The organism is Oceanobacillus caeni (assembly GCF_042678465.1).
Classification (GTDB): Bacteria; Bacillota; Bacilli; order Bacillales; family Amphibacillaceae; genus Oceanobacillus; species Oceanobacillus caeni.
On the sequence record NZ_JBHTKV010000006.1, the window covers coordinates 131779 to 154404 of the forward strand.

The window sequence follows — 22626 nt, forward strand, 5'->3', positions numbered from 1 at the left end:
CATTTTTTATGGGTACTTTGTGCTAAAATATAATAACGATCCAAAAATGATTCATTAATACACATAAAACGTTTTAAGGTGGGCTATGATGATAGAAAAAAATATTGAAATTGAGCAAATTTATTTCCTTAAAATTCTTAATTCGCTTGATGATGCCATTTATATAACTGACAAGACAGGGAAAACCTTGTGGATGAACGAAATAAATAAAAAAATATTCGAAAGTCATAAATCAAGAATGATCGGAAAAAGTGTAGCAGAACTAGAAAATGAGGGAGTATTTAATCCTTCTATTATAAAAAAGGTGATTGAAACAGGAAAAACCATTACAAAAGTACAAACACTGGTAAACGGAGAAAAATATATGACCACGGGCCATCTTATTTTGAGTGACGATGGAGATATCGAATATGTGGTCGCGCATGGCAGGAATATGAATAAAATTGCCTCCAGTGCTCCCCAGCTTGAACTCGGTGAAATTAACGCTCTTCTCCAACGCTATATTCAAGAATTCAGGAATTTAAACAAGCATAACCTGCTTAATAAAAATGGAACTACATTTGTTGGACAAAGCCAGTCATTTGTAAGACTTGCCGAAATAATTGAGACCGTCGCAAGTGTAGATACAACTGTTTTAATAACTGGAGAAACTGGTGTTGGAAAAAATATTGTCGCCCAACAAATTCATAACTTAAGCGAAAGGCATGATAAACCTTTTATCCATGTTAATTGTGCATCCATACCTAAAACCCTTATCGAATCTGAGCTTTTTGGCTATAGTAAAGGGGCTTTTACAGGGGCAAATACCGGAGGAAAGGTTGGTTTGATACAATTGGCAGAATCCGGCACTCTGTTTCTTGATGAAATCGGTGAACTTCCGCTTCAATTGCAATCTAAACTTCTTCAATTACTACAAAATAAAACATATAAGCCAATCGGCGCTTTACAAACAAAAAATGCAAACATTCGGATTATCGCAGCGACAAATCGTGATTTAGAAATGATGATAGACGAAGGTACGTTTCGTAGGGATCTATTTTATCGTCTTAATGTTTTACCAATTACGATATTACCTCTACGCGAACGTAAAGAAGATATTTTTCCGCTTCTGCAGTATTATTTAAATACTTTTAATACACGACATAAAAAAATTGTTTTTTCACGATGGAAGTGATTGAAATACTTCAAAATTATACATGGCCGGGAAATATAAGAGAATTGGAAAACTTTGTGGAGCAACTTGTCATTATGGTCAAACAAGATGAAATTTCTTTATCTGACCTTCCAGAACGATTCCACAAAACTGAAACGGAAAATAAAGATCTACATTTACAGTTGCAAGGCGATACCTTACCTGAAATTTTGAATAATGTAGAAAGGGATATTATCAAGGAAGCATATAAACAACACAAGTCCACAAGGAAAACAGCGCAATTTTTAGGGATTCCCCAATCTACTTTTATGAGAAGACTCAAAAAACATGGTATTGATACCAAAACTAATGATGGAGAATAAAATCTAGTAGCTGTTCAGTTGACTGCTCCAGAACGAAATAATGATATAATCAATCCTGTAGCATTTAGGAATTTTCCAGAACGAAGAAAGAAATTCATTTATTTTTATACAGGGAATGATTATATGAAAAAAACGATCCTTATCCTCTTGGCAATAGCTGTTATCACCATATTTTTTGTTTTAAATCATACAAATGCAAAACAGGAAAACGCTAATTATATATACGTAGCTTTAAATGGTAAGGATCAAAATAACGGTACAAAATCAAAACCATTTCGCACACTAAAAAAAGCTGCTTCAGAAGCAAAAGCGGGATCCACCGTATTCATTCGAAAAGGTACTTATAACGAAAATCTCGTCGTTAAACATAGTGGGACAAAATCGAAGCCAATTACTTTCAAACCCTATAAAAACGAAAAGGTTATCCTTAGCGGAGAGGGTATGAAGGATGTTGAAGGGGATACATCCTTGGTTATGATAAACAATAAAAACTATATTACCATTAGTGGATTAACAATACAGGATTTAACAACCGATTTAGCAAATGAAACAGTAATGGGTATTCATGTAACAGGATCTAGCAGTCATATTACACTAGAAAATAACCACGTGCAGCGCATTGAAACCCATGCAGATGACGGGAATGGTCATGGGATTGCAATATACGGAACTCGCCCAATGAAAGACATACATATTGCAAATAACACTGTGGAAAACTTAAAACTTGGTTCAAGTGAATCTATTGTACTTAATGGAAATATTAACGATTTTAAGGTGGAAAATAATCTCGTTCGCCGAAACAATAATATAGGTATTGATTTAATTGGTTATGAAGGCACCTATCATAATAAAAAAGCTGACTACGTGCGAAATGGAGTAGTAAAAAATAATACCGTTTATGAAAATTCTTCGTACGGCAATCCTGCTTATGGAGATGATTATAATGCTGGAGGTATTTACATTGATGGTGGAAAAAATATAACCATCGAAAAGAATACCATTTATCAATGTGATATTGGAATTGAGGCTACCTCTGAACACGCTGACAAATATGCCGATCATATAAACATTTTAAATAATATTATTTATAACAACTTTTATACTGGGATATCGATTGGTGGGTATGACGAAAATCGGGGAGGCACGATTAACTCTACAATCTCTCAAAATATCATTTTTCGAAATGACACGAAAGGACTAGATGGGGGACAGCTTTTATTACAGCATGATACCAAAAACAATGTGATTGAAAAAAACATATTGACTGCTGGGCCTTCACGCATATTTATCGCCAACGATTTTATAACCAATCAAGGAAATAAACTACAAAAGAATATCTTTCATAAAGAAAAGGGAAAAGCTGGTATATGGGTATGGAAAGCGGAAGAATATACTAATTTTCCGGAGTTTAAAATGGTTTCAAAAAGTGATGCGGAATCTAGTTATTTAGATCCAAAATATAAAAATGCAAATACATTTGATTTTGAATTAGAAAAGAATTCGCCTGCCAAAAAAATTGTAGAATAATTTTTTTTCAAAAGATTTCACGGACGCTTCCTAGTGATTTAATTGGAGGTTTGTCCGTGATTTTCTTCTCATGGACGTTTCTTGGGGTTTTGATTGGAGCTTTGGCCGTGATCTTCTTTCCCACGGACGTTTCTTCGGGGTTTGATAGGAGGTTTGTCCGTGATAGCCTCTCTCATGGACGTTTCCTCGGGTTTCGATTAAAACTTTGTCCGTGATTACCTCTCTCACGGACGTTTCCTCGGGTTTCGATTAAAACTTTGTCCGTGATAGCCTCTCTCATGGACGTTTCCTCGGGTTTCGATTAAAACTTTGTCCGTGATAGCCTCTCTCACGGACGTTTCTTCGGGGTTTAATAGAAGCTTTGGCCGTGATCTCCTTTCTCACGGACGTTTCCACTCTCCCCCGCCTTGCTTTGTCCTTCATCAAGTTAAATATAACAAAAAAGTTTCGCCAATTATTATGACGAAACCAAATATTAGAACTTACTATCTGCCAAAATACGGATTTCCCTTCATTCCTACCCATAAATCAGACTGTTCCAATTGATAGGCTAATTGTAATAGACGATGTTCTTCTCCTTTTTGTGCCATAACTTGTACTCCAAGAGGCAGGCCATCCTCTGATAAATAAATTGGTACAGACATGGCAGGTTGTCCAGTAAGGTTTGCTAATTGTGTAAATGGTGTATATGTTAGGCTTGGTAAAAACATATCGTAGACGATTTGTTGTTGTTCTTCTACATTTTTCGCTAATGCTACTTCTTCTACAAATCTCTCATGTTTTTCTTTACTTGGTGTAAGCTCTCCGATTCTTGGAGCGGTAAAAGCTGTTGCTGGGGTAATATAGAAATCATACACTCGATGGAAGTTCGCCATTTGTCCTGCCGCTTTATCCCAAGACGATAAGCTTTCCGTGTACATTGCCGCTGATACCGATTTACCAGCATCATGTAACACCCAAGATTCCATTTCCATATCTTCTGCAGTCAACTCCCTACCAAGTGCATGCTCCAATTCAATGATTGTTGCATTCATTTCCCCACTATTCATCAAGTAATAGTCCTTCATTAGCTGCACACCATCGACAGGACCATCAACTTCTTCTACATGGTGCCCCTCTGATTCTAAGCTTTTCACTAATTTCTCGACTGCTAATTTCGCATCCTCCGAGACTGGTGTTCCAACTGGTGACTTCGTTGAAAACGCAATACGCAATGACTTATTAAAATCTTGAACCATTGTTTCCCTATAACTTCCCGAAAATAATGGTGTTTGGTAAGCTGCCTCTGGTTGAACTACTTGCAATATGTCAAGCATTGCAGCACTATCTCTTACACTTCTACTTAAAACAAAATCAATGGATGCCCCTTGCCATTGTCTTCCAACCCCTGGCCCAACAGGAGTACGACCTCTAGTTGGTTTTAATCCAAAAAGACTGGTAAACGATGCAGGAATTCGAATCGAACCACCACCATCGCTCGCGCCAGCAAGTGGAACGATTCCAGAAGCAATGGCAGCAGCGGCACCGCCACTTGATCCACCTGGTGAAAACTCCTTATTCCACGGATTTCGTGTTGGCCCATAAACTCTCGGCTCTGTTATGTTTTTCAAAGCAAATTCTGGAGTATTCGTATGTCCCATAAAACGAAAACCTGCATCACGAAATTTCTTCACAAAATAGGACTCATTTGTAGATATAATTCCTTGCAAAAGCTCCGATCCGGCTGTCAAAGGCTCCCCTTCTATCGACTGACTAATATTTTTCATTAAAATTGGCACGCCATTAAATGGTGCATTTTCAATAGATAGGCTCTCCGCTTCTTTTAATGCCTTTTCTTTTCTAGTATGTGTCGCAACATTTAATATTGGTTGCACTTCTTCCAACCGCTCAAAGGCCATTTCCATTAATTCCTTGGCTGATACTTCCTTTTTTTGAATAAGGGTTGCCATTTCTGTTGCATCAAGTGATAAAAACGTTTCAATATTCATATGTACACCCCATTTGGTAGAATTTCACATCCACTCTATCATAGTTTAGAAATCAATAGGAAAGCAACCAATCCATCGATAATTACCTTTGATTTTTTTATTCTTTTAACTTATACAATGAATTATTTTTTTTCTGAAAAGACCAGCTTTATCTAGATCTGAACCTCTCATCACAAGGTACTTTCGTGAGACAAACTTCCGCCTCTTTTAAAGGATTCTCACTTTGGAAGCTCCGTATTTTAGTGTCGAGCGGATTTTACAGAAAAAGTATATCCTTTTCAGATAAAGGCAAACTATGGTTACTAATTTGAATCAAGTGGAGGAAACAATCATTATGGAACAAAAGAAACCTTTAACAGCATCAGAACTTGGAGGGATATGGGGAAAATATCAAAACGATAGTTTATCTTTGGCAGTTCTAAGTTATTTTAATCAAAAAGCGGAAGATCCTGAAATAAAGGAGGTTATTTCGGATGGATTGCAACTAACTAAGAAGCACTTTGATTCCGTTAAGACATTTTTTCATGAAGAAAAACGACCACTCCCAATCGGAATAACGAAGGAAGATGTTGATATAACCAAAGGAAGATTATATACAGACAATTATATGCTGCAATATTGTTTACAACTTGGAAGGCTAGGTATGCACGCTGCAACAATTGCCCTTTCCATGACAACAAGGGAAGACCTTTACAACTATTTCTCTAAAGTTTTTCATGATTATAATCAGCTTCATCATAAAGCATTAGTCGTAACCAAAGCTAAAGGTGTATTATTAGAGCCCCCAACCATTCCTGCACCGAAAGAAATTGACTTTTGTAAAAAAACAAAATTTCTTAACCGGTTGGTTGGGTGAAAAAAGGCCATTGCTTTCTATAGAGATTTCTCATTTATTCGGAAACATACAAAGGAACTCCTTAGGTGCTGCCACTTTATTGGGTTTCAGTCAAGTTGCTGAGAGGAAAGAAGTAAGGGATTATTTCCTTAGAGGCGTTGAAATTGCCAAAAAACATGTAGAAATATTTTCAGAGGTACTCGAGAGCAATGATATACCTGTACCGATGGGATCAGATGCCCTTGTAACCGATTTAGCTGAAACCGGAGTATTGTCGGATAAATTGATGCTGCTTCATACTACTGGAATGATTGCATTAGGTATAGGGTTTTATGGGTTAAGTATTTCTACCAGTACGAGAAGGGATATCGCTAGTCATTATGTCCGTTTAAGTGGAGAAATCGGTTTATACTTGGAAGACGGGGCAAATTTGCTGATTAAACATGAATGGTTGGAAGAGCCACCAAGAATGGTGGATAGAGCGGAACTTATTAAAACGAAAGGCGGAAAATAAATGAATGGAAACATGGAACTTACTGAACCAGAAATAGCTTCCATATGCAATGAAACTTGTGGTTTAACGTATATGTTACAACATGGTAAAAAAATAAAAACCCTACGTCCTCGTTATATTCAATTAGCCACGGAAATAGCCAACTTTGCAAAAGATAGTGCAAAACTGTTAGTTGAAAACGGATGGATGGAGCAGCCGCCAATAGCACCTAACTATGAAAACATAGCGAAATAAGGTTTGATTATGGATGTTAATTTACAAAAGAAAAGTAAAAAATTAGAGGCTGTTCTGTGGAGCATTGCACTTCCGGGGTTTTACCAACTATTACGTAAGCAATTTTTAAAAGGATTTTTGTTAGTTCTTTTAGAGTTTTTAATCAATGTAATGGGAAACTTTAATCGGATTATCATTCTTAGTTTTAATTTCCGAATTGAAGAAGCAATTCAAGCAACAAACTATCAATGGCTCTTATTTTATCCTTGTTTGTATTTTTTTGGAATATGGGATGCATATAAAGATGCTAGTGGTGAAGAAGGGAAGCCTTTTGCTTATCTTCCATTAGTGTTTTCAGCTTATTTTGTTACAGTAGGCGTCATCTTTTCTACTCGGATTACCATTTTCGGTCACCTGATTGGGCCGATGTGGTCGGGGTTTTTATTCCTACCAATTGGTTTAGGGATTGGGGCAATCATTAGATGGATTTTAATTAAAATATATACCAAAAACCGCTCTCTAGGTTCCTGACTTTCCCTGGATTGTCTGCAACCTGAGAGCAAACAGTTTGTGGTAACCTCCCGTTTAGATTAGAGAGAATTTCATTTTTTTGCTTCAAAACTTTGTGAGAGGATTAATCACACATTAGGACTCTCTTACAAAGTTCTATTTAAATTAATTGCATTGTTGTAATACAAGTATTATCGCCCTCGAAAGTAGAAATTTCCGATTCAGATGTTTTTCCTTCGTGTTCTATTTTTACTTGAAATGTTTCATCTCTTGGTAACCAAATATCAATAAACCCATTATCTAGGGATGTCATCGTTTTATCCACTACGACTTTACCCTCTTCATCTTCAATATATACATCAAATTCCTTGTTCACTAACTCTCCCTGACATCCCGTTAAACTGTGGATTTCACATGGATGTGTTGTCTCAACAAATGGTGCAATCGAAACAAAGAATTCATCCTTAGGAAGTGGGTAGGAAGTTTCTTTTTCTTGATTGTCCGTTACAATTAATTCATGTGATGTAATCGAGGCCGATACATCTTCAAAATCTCCCGTACTATACTCATGAACCAATTCCTTTGTTTCCTGTGAATCCATTTCTTCTTCTGCACTATCATTACAGCCAACTAATGCAAGAACGAATACCATACAAGCAATAGAAAATAACTTCTTCATCTAAATTCATCTCCTATTTTTCATTACTTTCGAGAATATTTTGCTACAGATAATCCCTGAAACCAATTGACATTCCAGGGATTAGTGAAATTACCTCTAGTAGTGATTCGGAATGTTAATTAAAATGTTAGAAGGATTAAGACGAAATAAGCTACCATAGCAATCAAACCAACAGGAAACGCAAATCGCGCATATTGTAAACTAGTAATTTTTAGTTTTCCTGCAGCGATGATATTTGGTATGTTTCCTGGAATGAGCATCCCACCACTAACAAGAAGTCCAAGTAATAATGCCTTAATTGTTGGATCACTCATTGCTGGACTTACTTCAGCCGCAGCTAGAGTAGCATTGTCAAGTACTGCAGAAATCATGTTAATCCAATAAAGTACAAGCGGATTCAGATCAAGCAGGAACCTTTCAATGAAAGGCTGGAATCCCGCGCCTAAAAACGTCAAGGCCATTACGAAAATGTAAATTTTTAAACTACGAATAATAATTTCCGCATAGGACTCTTTTTCACTTAGAGCATCATCTTCAGTATCCGTTTGTATTTCAGTATTATTTTTAGCTGGCTTGATTATGAGCGCGGCAAGTATTCCGAAAACAATAACACCTGGAATTACATAAATACCAAGTAAATTCAATAAATAGAGAAAGCCTTCATTTAAACTCGCCACGACAATTGTTGACAATGGTTCACCAATTGGAGTTAATGCAGCCCCCATTCCAATCGCATAACATGCTAATATAACAAGCCGAATTTCAGATTTGCGATCTAGTTTTAGAATACTAATGACCGATACGAGAATAACCGCGGCAACAATTGCTGTAATCAGACTTGAAAGTAATCCAAGAACAATGACAAGGAGTGCAATAAATAAACGATATGGCATAGCATTACTAATACCTACAATTCCCTTTTCGATTGGGGTTTTAAACCAACGGAATAGGAGCCCCGCGACTAGTACCGCTAGCGTGATATTTATTGGATGGACCAATGCCTCTTTAATCAGAGCCCAATCCATTACTTGGCTGACTAGTACAGATAATACCCCCATAATAAACAAGAATACTTCCAGGTTACGTTCTACCAACTTCGTAAAAGGAAGTAATAGAACTAACACCAAAATGATCGTTAATCCAATAATCATAAATATTTCTCCCCTCTCTTTTTGGCAGGTAGGAAGGCGCTTTCCTACCTGCGAATAATAATTAAAAATTTCTTAATTATTAGTGCATTATATTCCCACGTATCATTCTACTATTGTTAAAATAACCCTTGTAGAATACCATTCCTCCTTCATCGGAAAAACACAAAAGGAGCCTATCTACCAAAGGGCATAATTACCCCTTGGTGACAGACTCCTCCTAAAAAATTTTCATAATATTTAATTTTGATAATAGGCCTATTCATTTTTAGAATAACACACCATGAATTTCATGACAACAATTTTTTTTTTAAAAAATGACCCTTCTTAGAGAATTTATACCAGCTTCTGTCCACAATTCGAACAGAAGTTAGCTCCATTTGTCTTCTCTCCACAGTTTGGACAGAAGTTCGGAGCTTTCCCCGTTCCACTAGAAGGTGATTGTGGTGTTTGTTCTTGATTTGGCTGCTGATTTTGAGAAGGGGTTTGATTCATATTTTTCATCATTTCGTTAGCCATGTTCATCCCCATCATCATACCAGCCATATCACTTGCAGTACCGGATCCTTGAAGTTTTCCAGAAGCATGTGCATCTGTAACGGAAATTTGCTGATATTTCGAGACATCTCCCACCATTCCGTGGGAAGCATTTTTGTCGATCATATCCTGAACTTGTTTTGGGTAATTAAAGCTCCTTACACTAAAGTTGGTGATTGTCATTCCCATATCATGAATTTCCATATCCAAATCTTCTTTAATTCCTCTAGAAATTTCGATACTATTCATTTGTAGATTAAAGATATTCTTCCCTTCTTGGGTAATCCATTTCATCAGCAATTGATCTAATATCGATGTGATACGAATCTTCACATCATCGACAAGATACCGTTCTTTCACACCAGCGATATTATCAACTAGTGCCATATAGTCATCTACTTTAAATTCAAACGTTCCATTTGCTCTAATTGGTAGCCCGCCTGGAAGGGAAGGTGTTGGGATATTAATCGAATTTCTCGTACCCCATTTCACATTAAAAATCTTTGTGTTAACAAAAATCACCTCTACCCTTAGTCCACTATTAAAACCAAATTTAAATCCCTTTAACGTGGAGAGAAAAGGAATAATTTCCGATTCAATATGATAATCTCCTTCATCCTTAAAGACGCCCTCAACCTTTCCGTTATATAGAAAAATAGCATCTTGACCTGGTCGGATTATTAGTCTACTTCCTTTTTTAATTTCTTTATTACTCCACTTCCAAAAAATCATATCGTCGCGGAACTCATCCCATTCGATGACGTCCGCAAATTGATTTCTAAAAAAAGACATGGTAAACTTCCTCTCATTCCGTTATTTTGATGGAAGCACTAGAACTTCCCTCTACTTCCACTATGCGAATGCCCACCTCTAGTGACACCACCTCCGCTACCGCCTCTATTACTATTATTATTCTTAGGTTTTCTGCGTTTGGTGACGTTTTTGGTTATATAAATATCTTTCCGTTGTAATACTTTAAAATCTCCTGTATATGTCCGCTCATTGACAGTTACTTTTCCACCAGAGTTATACGCCATCGTCCCTACAATTAACGCCGCTAATCCGAATGCGACTATCATGTGAAACCAGGTTTGGAGCAGGAAACTTTCTGGATTAACTCCAGGAATATAGCGCATATACCGGGAGCCTGTCTCAATGAATGTGGTAAATGCTTCTTCATAGTTACCACTAGACAAGTCAGGCGTCATTTTTTCTCTAATTAAGTCCACTCGTTTATTATCTAGATATTTTTTACCTTTATAAAACCCGGCTATATAAACATCTCTTTTACTCATATCTAAAGCCAAAATTGCTGCATTACCATTTGGCTTGTCAAAACCAAAAGCCATTTCATCATAGAAATCTTCAACAAAAGGAATAATATCTTTATTATCCGCATCTTTTGTTGTTACAATGATAAAATCTATTTCATGTTTTTTCCCATGTTGATTGGCTAAATTCTCTAACCTATCTATTTCATCATCCGTTAGTAGATCAGCATAGTCATAGACTCTCTGTTTGGATTCATCGGCGAATACAGGGGAAATAAAACTAAAAATAAGAAAAAGAGAAAGAATACTAGTTAGTAATAAGATCCGCTTATTCACCAAATCTCCCCCCCAATAATAAAGGTGATGATCTTGGCCATCATAAAAGTAGCACCTGCAATACTACCAAACCATGCCGCTACCTTCCCCATACTTAATGGAGGTTTTCCAACAACCTTTCCATTAACACCATTCATCGCAAAAGTATGTTCCTGTTTATCATAATCATAATAAACCATCCATACAGGAAGAAGGACATAAGATGCCTTTCTCTCTCGAGTGTCCACATGCTTTTCCTTATACTGTACGGAAGAGTAGCCACTTATCGTAGAACCGATATGTTTATCAATATATTCACTTACCTTTGACTTCACCCTTGGAAATAAATCTTTATTATCATAATTATACTTTTCAGCTAAATATCCTGCTAAATAGGGTGTTTTAAAGTCCTTTAAACTTCCATAATCATACGGTTCTAACTTATCCATTAAGTCGTCAGTCATTTTCTCTGATGCATCAACTGGTACCTTATTAAAAGTTAAATCAATCTTACGCCTAACATCATAGTACTTTGTTTCGGTATAAATATAGTCACCTCGTGTATAGGTTCTTACCTTTGTTGCCTTTGCTTTCACATCGGCAATACTATGTAAATCATAAAGCCAAAATGGGACATAAATTCCTGTTATTCCTTTAATTCGGTCAGCGCTCATAAAGCCTTTAGGTGTCAGTCTACCATTCTTACACCATTTCTTAAATGCATTCCTCGCTTCTTCCTTACTAATTTGGAATGGGATCACTTTATCCGGTGCAAGATTTCCAGAAACACGATCCGCTAAAACGACCCCAGCTCCGCAGAAACTACATGTTGTTGCGGAAGTATCAGCATCCGTAATGACGGCCGCTCCACAGTTATTACAGACATACTCTTTCGCTTCCTCGTCAGAGAATCTTGTAGAAATAAATTCATCGGAAAAATCCTCTATCGAATCCGTTCGTCCACAACTTCCACAAGTTAGTTTTCCAGATTCACTGTCAAAAGCCATATCATCTCCACAATTAGGACATTTATAATGAATTAACACGACTCTCCCCCCCTTTAAATTACTTTACTTTCTTTTTTAACTCTTCCATTTCTTTATCTATATCCATACCTTTATCATATTGTGACACAAGCCTATCCATGTCAGCATCTAGTCCATTTCTTAACTCTTCTAGTGCTTCCGCCTCGGCTAAAGCCCTATTCGCCTTTTCCTCCAGTTGATCAAACGTAGTTAAACGAACGTTTGATGGAGATAGACCAGTCTCATTCCTTTGTTTTTTACTCTTTGCCATTGCTAGCTTCCCAACAATCGCATCACGTTGATTGGAAAGTTCCGCTACATCCTCGGAAAGTTTATCCTGCGCCAGCTTCATTTGTTCTACTTTAATGGAAGCTAGTTCATATTGCTTTTCATATTCATGGTATTTTGGCTTTAAGCTCAGCTTTTCTTCTAAAAATTGACGTGCTTTGTCTTCATCCCCGGCTTTTAATGATTTAGCTGCAAAACGTTCCATTTTGTTCATTTCCGTTTGACATTCGTGAAGATTCCTTTTTGCCCGATTCATCAAAACAACTGCAGCATCAGTCTGTCCTTTGATTTCTCTTTCATCACGTTCCATTTCTCTTATATATGCATTTATTTCCTTTTCCGGATCTTTGAGATTTTCCATTTTTACATTTATATGACTTGCTAAAATCGTACGTATTCGTTTTAAGATGCTCATGATTGTTTCCACCTTTCACTGATTTAATAGTACCTATTTATACGGGAGATTGGAAGAAAAGTTTCAAATGAGAAAACTGTGTTTCTCAGAAGACTTGGGGTGGAAATAACAAAAAAACGCTTCAGAGCAAAGTACATACTTTGTTCCAAAACGCTTTTTTGAAAAAGGAATTTGTTCATTAGTTAGATAAACTTTCCCGCAAATTAGTTTGAACGTGCCGATTTGATTTTTTCTTTTGTAACATCCTTATAAATATATTATTGGACACGAGGGAAACGATGATAAAGACCGTACCAAGAATATCGAACATCGTTATTTGATTACCTTGAAATGCCGAAATGATGAGTGTTGTAACGGGAACAAAGTTAATGAACAACAACGAATTTAATGGTGATAGTATACTCACACCAATGTTCCAGCCAACTAGCGCAATGACACCAGGGTATATAATCATAAACAATAAATGTGGGCTTGCTGATATCACAGCTTCCCCCGATGGAAAGGATATATACCCAGATAACGTCGCCATTACGACAATAAGAGTCGCTGTGACCGTTCCAAGTAAACAGCTTAACGTGGAGTATCGTAAAGCAGACCAACCGCTAAATTCCTTTCCACCCATCGTGTAAACGACCCAACCAATTACTGCAATGAAAATAATTATGGATGGGACAAAATCACTTGTTGCACCAAGAAAGGATCGAATATCCCCTTTCGTAATTACTAATACTGCACCAATAAATGACAGTAGCACACATAATAAAGTGAATCGATGGGGACTCTTTCTAGAGAGCATCCAAACAATCACAATGGATATCATCGGCATCAATGATTCCATAATGGATGCTACCATTATACCTGATTCACCTAATAAATCCTCCCCCCAAAAGATAAAAAGATTATAAACCGTAAACGCCATTGTGCCAAAAAACCATAATGGAAGACCTTTTCCTTCCAATCGAAAAGCCTTTTTTCCTTCTTTCCACCATAGTATTGGTACCAAAATAATCGTAACAGATACATAACGAATGATTGTAAAATAGAAAGGATCCATATATTGGAAAGCTCCATGTGCTACAGGAAACATTGCACCCCATGAAACTGCAGAAATAAAACACAAAAAAGCCCCTAACAACACACTATTTTTCAATTCCCCTTTGCTCCCTTCAACTAAATGATCTACTCTCATATTCTATGATTTTTGTTATCTTGTAAAATGAATAATAATAATGATTTCCATCATTAATCGTGATATCATACAATTAAAATACGAAAATAGGAAAGGGGCAAAATAGTGGAGTTTAAGGACTTAGAGATTTTTCAGAAAGTAGCCGAAAAAGGAACGATTACAGCGGCAGCCAAAGAGTTCAGCTATGTGCAATCGAATATTACGTCGAGGATTCATAAACTTGAAACGGAATTGAATACCCCTTTATTTAACCGACATCGGCGTGGGATGAGTCTAACACCAGAAGGAAAAAAGTTATTGAATTATTGTAACCAAATTTTATTGTTAACTAATGAAATGAAGAAAGCCGTTCAAAGTAAAAAGGAACCGTCTGGAAAATTAGAAATCGGTACCGTTGAAACCGTCATTCATTTACCGCAAATTTTATCAAACTATATAAAGAAATATAAAAATGTTGATTTGTCGGTAGTTACCGGAGTTACAGAAACCTTAGAAGAAAAAGTATTAAATCATAAATTGGACGGAGCCTTCGTGACAGAATCCGAATTTCACCCAGATCTTATATCACATGAAGTGTTTCAAGAGGAGCTTGTTTTAATTTCAGATAATCGTGCATCTACGTTAGAGGATTTGAAAGCGGAACCGTTCTTATGCTTTAGTGAAGGCTGTGGATACCGAGCACGCTTAGAAGCCTGGTATAGAGACCAAAACATTACTCCAAAAAAGGTAATGGAATTCGGCACATTAGAAACCATCCTTCGTAGTGTTGCCGTGGGACTTGGCGTTACATTTGTTCCAAGGTCAGCAACTACCCATTTTGAAGAAAATGGGCTCATCCAGTGTCATACTCTTCCAGATCAATATAGTAAGATTAAAACAGTCTTTATAAGAAGAGCCGATACTTTCTTAACTTCAACAATCAGAACATTTATCGAAACGATTGAAACAAATAAACAAGCGCCAATAACACCTATATAGAAGTCTTCCATCAGTGGGGGTTTTTCTTCAGCCCTCACGGATGGTTAGTCGCAACTTATAAATATCCTAAACTAACCACAAATAAATATTGAATTAGATGCACTTTTAAAAAAACATTGACTTATCTACTATATATACTTACAATTATACAAAGTAAACATATCAGGATTCTTATCAAGAGAGGCGGAGGGACTGACCCTATGAAGTCTCAGCAACCAGCAAATTTTTGTATGGTGCTAATTTCAGAAGAATACTTAGTATTCTAGAGATGAGTAAATATAGGTCGCCCGGAATGATGTCCATTTCTGCCCTCCTCTCATCTTCTTGAGACGAGGGCTTTTCCTATTCAGCAGTAAACCATTTCATTATGAATCTTAAACACGGGATATCAGTACTCGTGTTTAGGATATCGGTAAACACCACGGAGATATCAGTACTCGTGTGTAAGATATCAGTAAACACCATGGAGATGTCAGCACTCGTGAGCAAAATATCAGGATACTTCACGCAGTATCAGCGCCCGCGTGCAAGATTTCAGGATACAATATATCGGAGGGAATATAATTGAAACTTACAGAACTTTATTCATTTGAAAAGAGAAAGAATCTTCTGCAACAAACAGTGGAGCCTTTTAAAGAACGTGCAAGCAAACATGACAATGAAGCAAGTTTTCCATTCGAAAATATAGAGGATTTAAAGAAAATTGCTTATCACACGCTTACGATTCCAAAAGAATACGGGGGACCCGGAATCACTTTAACGGAAATGTTAAAATACCAAGAAACAATCGCTAAAGCTGATGGTTCAACAGCACTGGCTATTGGCTGGCATATGGGACTTACGAAACATAATGGGGAAAATAATAGCTGGGAGAAAGAAAAATATACAGATTTTGCGGAGGATGTTATTACTAATGGCGCACTAATTAACCATGCGATTACGGAACCTGCAACTGGAAGTCCTCAACGTGGAGGCAAACCAGAAACAATTGCCGTAAAAAATGCTTCTGGATGGAAGATTAATGGCAGAAAGACATTTACAACCTTAGCACCTGCACTACATTATTTTGTAGTTGCTGCTTCCATTGAAGGTTCAGATAAAATTGGCCATTTTCTCATCAAACGTGACATTACAGGAGTAACCATCGACGAAACATGGGATTCCATCGCCATGCGTGGAACTGGTAGTCATGATCTTATTTTAGAAAATGTTCAAGTGAATGATGATGACTTAGTAGAATACCGTGAAGACTCCAATAATCAACCTGCATCGTGGATATTACATATACCGGCATGTTATTTGGGGATTGCTAAAGCAGCACAGGAAGAAGCGGTGAAATTCGCCACTACCTACTCTCCGAACAGTATTAAAGGAACTATTTCAGAATTACCGAACGTGAAGCAAAAATTAGGCGAAATAGAGCTTTATCTGTTAGAAGCAGAGAATTTTCTATACAGTATATCAAGAAAATGGGACGAAAGTGGTCAAGCAGTTCGCCAAAAGATGGCAATAGATATTAACGCAGCCAAAGTATCTGTTGTGGATAAGGCAATAAAAATAGTTGATTTAGCCATGAGGGTAGTTGGTGCACGAGGTTTATCTAAGAAAAGCCCTCTACAACGTTATTATCGCGATGTTCGAGCCGGTCTACATAATCCCCCGATGGATGATATGATCATGATGCAGCTTGCAAAGAAATCTATCACGGACTTTCAATTGTTTAAGAACAAAGTTACCACATATATATAATTTTGATGAGGTGGTATTAGGATGACGCTATACCACCTTTTAATAACGATACACATTTCCACACCTTAAAATATACCAGCCTTTAGACGTTTTACCGATTTCCATATTTATTCTTCAACCTTCCTGACATAAATCAGAAATTCCCTTTGTAACTAGGACTGGACCTATCACCTCAGTACCATCAAAATCATCTTCTAGCCATAACTTCCCTCTCTCTATCTCATTTACTAAAAAGGAACTATTGATGATATCTTCGTATTGTAAATCTGAAAAATTTGTTGATGGATTAGCTGAGCATGCTTTCCAACTTTTGATAAATCTATTACTTCTTCAAAATAATCTTGATAATCATCCTTGCTGTAATTTTTTTCATTCATCCATTTTGAAATTTTTTTCATGACACGGACCGCTTTTTTATTAGTCATTCCGGTTCCATTACTTTACGAATCAAAAAATAGTTCCGGGGCTGAGGAAAGTCCCCGTTTATAGAAGTCGATGGTTAGTGGCACTTATACAAATCTTTACAGCGTGCGATTAACCAGATCCCCATAATTGGGAATATTTTACTCTCACACTTTCCAAAAAAATGGTTTTTCACTTGTGAAATAGTGAGTAAATTGGTATAATAGAGTTGTAGAAAGATAGTAATCCTTTTTAACATGCACTTAGATTATTTAGGGGGTTTTAAAATGAAAGCAGCAGTTTGGTATGGAAAAAAAGATATTCGTGTAGAAAATGTGGAACCGAAAGCACTCCAATCAGATGAAATTCAGGTTAGAGTTGCATGGGCAGGTATTTGCGGTAGCGATTTACATGAATATGAAGAAGGACCTGTATTCATCCCAACTGAAGAAAATGATCCTTTGACTGGTGAAAAAGCGCCATTAACAATGGGACATGAATTTGCTGGTGTTGTGGAAGCTGTAGGATCAGATGTTACCAATTATAAAAAAGGGGACCGTGTAGTGATCAATCCTACCTTAACCTTTGGCAACAAACCGGAAGATTTAGACCCGTATGATGGATTTAGCTTTATTGGATTGCATGGTGATGGGGGATTTGCTTCCTATGTAAATGTTCCAGAAAGTGCTGTCTATACCCTACCTAAAACCCTAACATTGCAAGATGGAGCACTTGTTGAACCGACAGCTGTTGCAGTGCAAGCGATTAAAGAAGGAGACATGCGGCTTGGTGACACGGTAGCCGTTTTTGGTGCTGGTCCAATCGGGTTGCTAACCATTATTGCCGCAAAAGCAGCTGGTGCAAGTAAGATTATTGCTTTAGACTTATCAGAAACTCGTTTGCAAAAAGCAAAAGAATTAGGGGCAACTCACATTATCAATTCTGGAGAAACAGATCCTGTACAAGCCATTAAAGCAATAGTGCCTGATGGCGTTGATGTTAGCTTTGAGGTTGCTGGGGTCGCACCAACTTTCAAACAAGCTATTGATGCAACCAAAGCACGTGGTACCATGGTCATCGTATCCATTTTTGCCCGTTCTATTGATTGGAATCCAATGCATTTAACCAATACAGGTGTGAAAGTAACATCATCTATCGCTTACACACCAACAAGTTTCCAACAAACAGTAGATTTAATGGGAACTGGACAATTGAAACCACAAGGAATTATTACAGATCAAATTCAATTAGATGACATTGTTGAAAAGGGATTTGAAGCATTAACAAATGATAAATCACAAGCTAAAATTCTAGTAGAATTAAGCGGTGAAAAATAAAGTATCCTAAAACAATTGGACTCATAACGTATAAACAACAAGATTCATCGTGTCGGCTGATACGATGAATCTTGTTGTTTTTTTAAATAAATTGTTAGAGAAAAATTTTATATTTTCCTGTGGACAGGCAACCTCGAAATGCGATTTGAGTTAGCGTTTTGATTTATACCTCTTTCCCAGTTTCCTTAAGTCGAATCTAATTCCCTGTATCTTTGTTAACCGATTATATATGCCTATTCCATTTCGGGGCACTTATCATAATCTGATATAGGAGACTAGAAAGGAGATAGTAAAATGAGTCCTAAGCTTACCAAATTTGTTGATTCACTTCCTATCCCTGAAACATTACAGCCTGTTAACAAGGATAAAAGCGGTGCTTATTATGAAGTAACCATGGAAGAGTTCAGTCAAAAACTACATCGAGACTTACCACCGACTCGTTTGTGGGGGTATAATGGCCAGTTTCCAGGACCTACATTCGAGGTTCAGCGAAATGATCCTATTCAAGTCAAATGGATCAACAATCTCCCACAAAAACATCTACTTCCCATTGATCAATCTATCTTTCATGAACTTGGAGGCAATTTACCGGAAGTCCGAACCGTAACTCATTTGCATGGTAGTGAAACCACTTCTGATAGTGATGGTTACCCGGAAGCGTGGTTCACAAATGGATTTGAAGAGGTGGGGCCTTTTTTTAAAAGGAAAGTCTATGAATACCCAAATCACCAACGGGCAGCTGCATTATGGTATCACGACCATGCGATGGGTATTACGAGACTGAATGTTTATGCAGGACTTGCGGGTATGTATATTATTCGAGACAGGAAAGAGCAATCCTTCTCATTACCAGCAGGAAAATACGAAATCCCACTCATCATTCAAGATCGTTCTTTTCAGAATGATGGTTCACTCTTTTACCCTAGCCAACCAAATAACCCACCAGAAAATTTACCAAACCCCTCGATTACACCATTCTTTCTTGGTGATAAAATTGTTGTAAATGGAAAAGTATGGCCATTTTTGGAGGTTGAGCCAAGAAAATATCGGCTACGTATCTTAAATGCTTCCAATACCCGTGCCTATCAATTGTACCTCGACTCTGAGCAGCCTTTTTATCAAATTGGTACAGATGGAGGATTACTCTCAAAAACGATAGAAATTGAAAAGATATCTATAGAGCCTGCAGAACGTATTGATGTTATTATTGACTTTTCAAAATATGAGGGAGAAACAATCATTTTAAAGAATGATTTAGGTCCAAATGCTGATCCAGAAGACGAAACAGATGACATCATGCAATTTAGGGTACGTTTGCCTCTTTCAGAAGATGATCGACATCGTATTCCAAAGCATCTAGCACCTATCCCCTCCTTAAAAGGCAATAAAATTACGGCAATTAGAACATTAAAATTAAACGGAACAACAGATGAATGGGGAAGACCGTTGCTTCTCCTTAATAATAAGAGGTGGATGGACCCTGTGACAGAATTGCCACTATTGGGAACGACAGAAATTTGGTCTCTTATGAACATTACTAATTTCACCCATCCCATTCATATCCATTTAATTCAATTTCAAATTTTAGACCGCCGTCCTTTCAATCTCGATCTTTATCAGTCGAATGGGCAAATTGTTTATACAGGAGGAGCAAGACCACCAGAGCCAAATGAACGAGGTTGGAAAGATACCGTAGCAGCACATTCAGCAGAAATAACCCGTGTCATTATGAGATTCGCTCCATATACAGGGGATTATGTATGGCATTGTCACATTTTAGAGCACGAAGATTACGAGATGATGCGCCCATTTACGGTTGTTGAATCAGATAAAACTGATGAAAGCGACTAAACTTAGGTGACCTTGTTTAATAGTGAAAGTGGATTTAATGGTTTTCTGTATGAATGCTGATATTCCTTAAGTGAGTGCTGATATCTTGTGATGATTACTGATATCTCGTAAGTGTGTGCTTATATCTTGGTATGAATACTGATATCTCGTAAGTGTGTGCTGATATCTTGTGATGATTACTGATATACCGTAAGTGTATGCTGATATCTTGTGATGATTACTGATATTCCGTAAGTGTGTGCTGATATCTTGTGATGATTACTGATATACCGTAAGTGTGTGCTGATATCTTGTGATGATTACTGATATTCCGTAAGTGTGTGCTGATATCTTGTGATGGATACTGATATACCGTAAGTGTGTGCTGATATCTTGTGATGATTACTGATATCTCGTAAGCGGGTGCTGATATCTTGAGATGATTACTGATATACCGTAAGTGTGTGCTGATATCTTGTGATGATTACTGATATTCCGTGAGCGAGTACTGATATCTTAATATGAATACTAATATACCGTAAGCGAGTGCTGATATCTTAATATGAATATAAGGAATACTAATATACCGTAAGCGAGTGCCGATATCTCATAAGTGAATGCTAATAACTAAGTACAGAGCGATCATGAATCCAAACGAGATTCCCCGCATTAGCTGAAGCGGGGAATCTATTAAGTATGGGGTTTTTTAATAGTTTCAATCCCAAATATCATTAAAGCTTGGGTCTAGCTAAAAGTAAAAAGCTTTCCATAAATTGATTTAACTTATGGAAAGCCTTTTTCAGCTTCCTTTCGGCTCTACCTCACAACGGGACCACGAATATAGGAGATAGGTAAACCGATCCAATTGAATCGCACCTTATTTTTCCAATGCCTGTTGAATTTCCTTAACTCTATCTTTACTTATTTTAGTAAATTCTATTACCTCACCAACTGTCATACCCTTTTTTTAAAAGACGGCGAGCTATTGCTTCTTTTTCTTCCTCCGCACCTTTCCGTATTCCTTCTTTTCTCCCCTCTTCTCTTCCTTCTTTCAGGCCTTTCTGTCTACCTTCCTTTATAGCTTTCTCTTTTGCTTCTTGTAATCGAAGTTCCGCCTCACGCTGGGCAGCCTCTTCGTCTTTTATACGATTCAAACGTGATTCATAAGCAAGATATTGTTCCTGGGTCATACTTAGTTCTTCCTAATTTCGAAATCCACTACGTAAAGTTTCATCTTTCATGGCAATACCCTCCGATTCATACTTACTTATCTACAGTATATCAAGAAATAGTATTTAACATTTTTTAAATTAAAACATTTCTTCTAGTCTTTTTTACCACTTCTTCTTTTAGCCATTCTATATCAAATTCCTTAGTCCAATAACTTTTCACTTTCCAGTTCGCTCAGTTGGAAAACACCTTATAATTTAAGTTATAGTAAATGTACAATACTAAATAAATGGGGTCACAACAATGAAACTAATTGCGTCAGATTTAGATGGAACACTTTTAAACGAAAAAGGGGAAATTAGTGAAGATAATTTACAAGCAATTAAAAAGATTGAGGGAAAGGGGATTCAGTTTGTTGTAGCAACGGGAAGATCCTATGATGCGGCTAACAAACCATTTCAATCTACAGGACTATCATGCCCATTTATTTGTTTAAATGGAGCTAATACTTTTGATGTTAATGGGCAGTTAATACATGAAGTAACCATGGAATTTCCTGTTTGTCAGAAAATCATATCCGTTTGCCAAAAGGCTGATATGTATATTGAAGTATTTACAAATTATGGTATCTATTCGCTTAGTCGTGAGAATTTCATGGAAGTCATCACCCATGTTCTACAAACAGCTCATGCTGATTCCAAAAGAGAGGATATTCAACAACTCATTGAACAACGTTTTCAAGATGAAAATGTTCAATTTATTAATCATTTTGAGGAGTTACTTTCCAGCCAGGATATAAAGGTGTACAAAATTCTAAGCTTTGCTAATCAACAAGGAGAATTAAATGAAGCTTATGAGAAACTAAAAGATGAACCAGGAACGGTTATTACTTCTTCAGGCCCATTGAATCTTGAATTCAATCATCCAAAAGCGCAAAAAGGTACAGCTCTGAAGGATCTAGCAAATAAGTTGGGTATACAAATGAAGGACGTTATGGCTTTGGGAGATAATCTGAATGATAAAAGTATGCTTCTCCAAGCTGGACGTGGTGTAGCAATGGGAAATGCAGCTGAGGAAATCAAGGAACTATGTACATATACAACCAAAACAAATAATGATAATGGGTTTGCATTTGCGATTAACGAAATGCTTAAGGAGTATAACCTTTAAATTTTAAAAAGGATCTCTAGG

At 36.9% G+C, this 22626-nt stretch carries 22 protein-coding genes and 1 riboswitch; of the genes, 12 read left to right on the forward strand and 10 right to left on the reverse strand.

The annotated features are described in order from the left end of the window. Window positions 1-88: 88 nt before the first annotated feature. From ACFQ18_RS06800 to ACFQ18_RS06810, 3 genes are all read left to right on the forward strand, one after another. Window positions 89-1174: a sigma 54-interacting transcriptional regulator gene (locus ACFQ18_RS06800; protein ID WP_379566018.1), complete on the forward strand. Its 1086-nt coding sequence runs from the start codon at window positions 89-91 to the stop codon at window positions 1172-1174. After that, the gene (locus tag ACFQ18_RS06805; RefSeq protein WP_379566020.1) at window positions 1165-1515 is read left to right on the forward strand and encodes a TyrR/PhhR family helix-turn-helix DNA-binding protein; all 351 of its coding nucleotides are present in this window, start codon (window positions 1165-1167) and stop codon (window positions 1513-1515) included. Before ACFQ18_RS06800 ends, ACFQ18_RS06805 begins: the two co-directional genes overlap by 10 nt. Before the next feature lie 123 nt (window positions 1516-1638). Further along, a complete protein-coding gene (locus tag ACFQ18_RS06810; protein WP_204797947.1) occupies window positions 1639-3042 on the forward strand; it encodes a right-handed parallel beta-helix repeat-containing protein in 1404 nt (467 codons plus the stop codon). A 485-nt stretch (window positions 3043-3527) separates the two neighbouring features. Here the strand turns inward: ACFQ18_RS06810 and ACFQ18_RS06815 are convergent, their stop codons facing one another. Further along, complete coding sequence (locus tag ACFQ18_RS06815; RefSeq protein ID WP_047185528.1) at window positions 3528-5030, reverse strand: amidase; 1503 nt, start codon at window positions 5028-5030, stop codon at window positions 3528-3530. A gap of 334 nt (window positions 5031-5364) precedes the next feature. On the opposite strand from ACFQ18_RS06815, the gene ACFQ18_RS06820 reads away from it, so the two are divergent. From ACFQ18_RS06820 to ACFQ18_RS06835, 4 genes are read left to right on the forward strand one after another with little or no spacing between them, the layout of a single operon-like run. Beyond that, entirely contained in the window at window positions 5365-5886 is a 522-nt protein-coding gene (locus ACFQ18_RS06820; protein ID WP_204797948.1) for a DUF3231 family protein, read from the forward strand. A 10-nt stretch (window positions 5887-5896) separates the two neighbouring features. Next, the gene (locus ACFQ18_RS06825; protein WP_204797949.1) at window positions 5897-6379 is read left to right on the forward strand and encodes a DUF3231 family protein; all 483 of its coding nucleotides are present in this window, start codon (window positions 5897-5899) and stop codon (window positions 6377-6379) included. After that, a complete protein-coding gene (locus ACFQ18_RS06830) occupies window positions 6380-6613 on the forward strand; it encodes a hypothetical protein (protein WP_204797950.1) in 234 nt (77 codons plus the stop codon). Between the two features lie 9 nt (window positions 6614-6622). Next, window positions 6623-7123: a hypothetical protein gene (locus ACFQ18_RS06835; RefSeq protein ID WP_047185530.1), complete on the forward strand. Its 501-nt coding sequence runs from the start codon at window positions 6623-6625 to the stop codon at window positions 7121-7123. Between the two features lie 139 nt (window positions 7124-7262). On the opposite strand, the gene ACFQ18_RS06840 is transcribed toward ACFQ18_RS06835, so the two are convergent. From ACFQ18_RS06840 to ACFQ18_RS06870, 7 genes are all read right to left on the reverse strand, one after another. Continuing rightward, on the reverse strand, window positions 7263-7781 hold the full coding sequence (locus ACFQ18_RS06840; RefSeq protein WP_047185531.1) for a CueP family metal-binding protein: 519 nt from the start codon (window positions 7779-7781) through the stop codon (window positions 7263-7265). A gap of 119 nt (window positions 7782-7900) precedes the next feature. Then, window positions 7901-8932: a DUF1646 family protein gene (locus tag ACFQ18_RS06845; RefSeq protein ID WP_047185532.1), complete on the reverse strand. Its 1032-nt coding sequence runs from the start codon at window positions 8930-8932 to the stop codon at window positions 7901-7903. A 333-nt stretch (window positions 8933-9265) separates the two neighbouring features. Then, on the reverse strand, window positions 9266-10258 hold the full coding sequence (locus ACFQ18_RS06850) for an SPFH domain-containing protein (protein WP_047185533.1): 993 nt from the start codon (window positions 10256-10258) through the stop codon (window positions 9266-9268). A 38-nt stretch (window positions 10259-10296) separates the two neighbouring features. After that, window positions 10297-11073, reverse strand: a complete 777-nt coding sequence (locus tag ACFQ18_RS06855; RefSeq protein WP_084824087.1) for a TPM domain-containing protein — start codon at window positions 11071-11073, stop codon at window positions 10297-10299. Next, a complete protein-coding gene (locus ACFQ18_RS06860) occupies window positions 11070-12098 on the reverse strand; it encodes a TFIIB-type zinc ribbon-containing protein (RefSeq protein WP_204797951.1) in 1029 nt (342 codons plus the stop codon). Before ACFQ18_RS06860 ends, ACFQ18_RS06855 begins: the two co-directional genes overlap by 4 nt. Before the next feature lie 19 nt (window positions 12099-12117). Next, window positions 12118-12780 carry a PspA/IM30 family protein gene (locus ACFQ18_RS06865; protein ID WP_145523816.1) on the reverse strand — a complete coding sequence of 221 codons (663 nt, stop codon included), beginning with the start codon at window positions 12778-12780 and terminating at the stop codon, window positions 12118-12120. A 178-nt stretch (window positions 12781-12958) separates the two neighbouring features. After that, a complete protein-coding gene (locus tag ACFQ18_RS06870; RefSeq protein ID WP_047185536.1) occupies window positions 12959-13930 on the reverse strand; it encodes a DMT family transporter in 972 nt (323 codons plus the stop codon). Window positions 13931-14074: 144 nt separating this feature from the next. Between ACFQ18_RS06870 and ACFQ18_RS06875 the strand changes: the two genes are divergently transcribed. After that, a complete protein-coding gene (locus ACFQ18_RS06875) occupies window positions 14075-14947 on the forward strand; it encodes a LysR substrate-binding domain-containing protein (protein WP_204797952.1) in 873 nt (290 codons plus the stop codon). Window positions 14948-15115: 168 nt separating this feature from the next. Next, window positions 15116-15222: riboswitch (SAM riboswitch) on the forward strand. A gap of 289 nt (window positions 15223-15511) precedes the next feature. Then, a complete protein-coding gene (locus ACFQ18_RS06880) occupies window positions 15512-16696 on the forward strand; it encodes an acyl-CoA dehydrogenase family protein (RefSeq protein ID WP_204797953.1) in 1185 nt (394 codons plus the stop codon). Between the two features lie 227 nt (window positions 16697-16923). Here the strand turns inward: ACFQ18_RS06880 and ACFQ18_RS06885 are convergent, their stop codons facing one another. Continuing rightward, window positions 16924-17121 (reverse strand): hypothetical protein, encoded by a 198-nt coding sequence (locus ACFQ18_RS06885; RefSeq protein WP_257455664.1) that lies wholly within the window; start codon window positions 17119-17121, stop codon window positions 16924-16926. 264 nt (window positions 17122-17385) lie between these two features. On the opposite strand from ACFQ18_RS06885, the gene ACFQ18_RS06890 reads away from it, so the two are divergent. Together ACFQ18_RS06890 and ACFQ18_RS06895 are read left to right on the forward strand one after the other, a co-directional pair. After that, complete coding sequence (locus ACFQ18_RS06890) at window positions 17386-18435, forward strand: 2,3-butanediol dehydrogenase (protein ID WP_047185540.1); 1050 nt, start codon at window positions 17386-17388, stop codon at window positions 18433-18435. A gap of 294 nt (window positions 18436-18729) precedes the next feature. Continuing rightward, window positions 18730-20286: a multicopper oxidase family protein gene (locus ACFQ18_RS06895; RefSeq protein WP_047185541.1), complete on the forward strand. Its 1557-nt coding sequence runs from the start codon at window positions 18730-18732 to the stop codon at window positions 20284-20286. 923 nt (window positions 20287-21209) lie between these two features. Here the strand turns inward: ACFQ18_RS06895 and ACFQ18_RS06900 are convergent. Further along, complete coding sequence (locus tag ACFQ18_RS06900) at window positions 21210-21455, reverse strand: hypothetical protein (RefSeq protein ID WP_204797955.1); 246 nt, start codon at window positions 21453-21455, stop codon at window positions 21210-21212. A gap of 283 nt (window positions 21456-21738) precedes the next feature. On the opposite strand from ACFQ18_RS06900, the gene ACFQ18_RS06905 reads away from it, so the two are divergent. After that, window positions 21739-22605: a Cof-type HAD-IIB family hydrolase gene (locus ACFQ18_RS06905; RefSeq protein ID WP_204797956.1), complete on the forward strand. Its 867-nt coding sequence runs from the start codon at window positions 21739-21741 to the stop codon at window positions 22603-22605. The last annotated feature ends 21 nt before the right edge of the window (window positions 22606-22626 follow it).

Coding starts and splice junctions, on each gene's coding strand:
- ACFQ18_RS06800 (WP_379566018.1), top strand. CDS start 89: ATGATAGAAAAAAATATTGAAATTGAGCAAATTTATTTCCTTAAAATT.
- ACFQ18_RS06805 (WP_379566020.1), top strand. CDS start 1,165: ATGGAAGTGATTGAAATACTTCAAAATTATACATGGCCGGGAAATATA.
- ACFQ18_RS06810 (WP_204797947.1), top strand. CDS start 1,639: ATGAAAAAAACGATCCTTATCCTCTTGGCAATAGCTGTTATCACCATA.
- ACFQ18_RS06815 (WP_047185528.1), bottom strand. CDS start 5,030: ATGAATATTGAAACGTTTTTATCACTTGATGCAACAGAAATGGCAACC.
- ACFQ18_RS06820 (WP_204797948.1), top strand. CDS start 5,365: ATGGAACAAAAGAAACCTTTAACAGCATCAGAACTTGGAGGGATATGG.
- ACFQ18_RS06830 (WP_204797950.1), top strand. CDS start 6,380: ATGAATGGAAACATGGAACTTACTGAACCAGAAATAGCTTCCATATGC.
- ACFQ18_RS06835 (WP_047185530.1), top strand. CDS start 6,623: ATGGATGTTAATTTACAAAAGAAAAGTAAAAAATTAGAGGCTGTTCTG.
- ACFQ18_RS06840 (WP_047185531.1), bottom strand. CDS start 7,781: ATGAAGAAGTTATTTTCTATTGCTTGTATGGTATTCGTTCTTGCATTA.
- ACFQ18_RS06845 (WP_047185532.1), bottom strand. CDS start 8,932: ATGATTATTGGATTAACGATCATTTTGGTGTTAGTTCTATTACTTCCT.
- ACFQ18_RS06850 (WP_047185533.1), bottom strand. CDS start 10,258: ATGTCTTTTTTTAGAAATCAATTTGCGGACGTCATCGAATGGGATGAG.
- ACFQ18_RS06865 (WP_145523816.1), bottom strand. CDS start 12,780: ATGAGCATCTTAAAACGAATACGTACGATTTTAGCAAGTCATATAAAT.
- ACFQ18_RS06885 (WP_257455664.1), bottom strand. CDS start 17,121: ATGACTAATAAAAAAGCGGTCCGTGTCATGAAAAAAATTTCAAAATGG.
- ACFQ18_RS06890 (WP_047185540.1), top strand. CDS start 17,386: ATGAAAGCAGCAGTTTGGTATGGAAAAAAAGATATTCGTGTAGAAAAT.
- ACFQ18_RS06895 (WP_047185541.1), top strand. CDS start 18,730: ATGAGTCCTAAGCTTACCAAATTTGTTGATTCACTTCCTATCCCTGAA.
- ACFQ18_RS06900 (WP_204797955.1), bottom strand. CDS start 21,455: ATGACCCAGGAACAATATCTTGCTTATGAATCACGTTTGAATCGTATA.
- ACFQ18_RS06905 (WP_204797956.1), top strand. CDS start 21,739: ATGAAACTAATTGCGTCAGATTTAGATGGAACACTTTTAAACGAAAAA.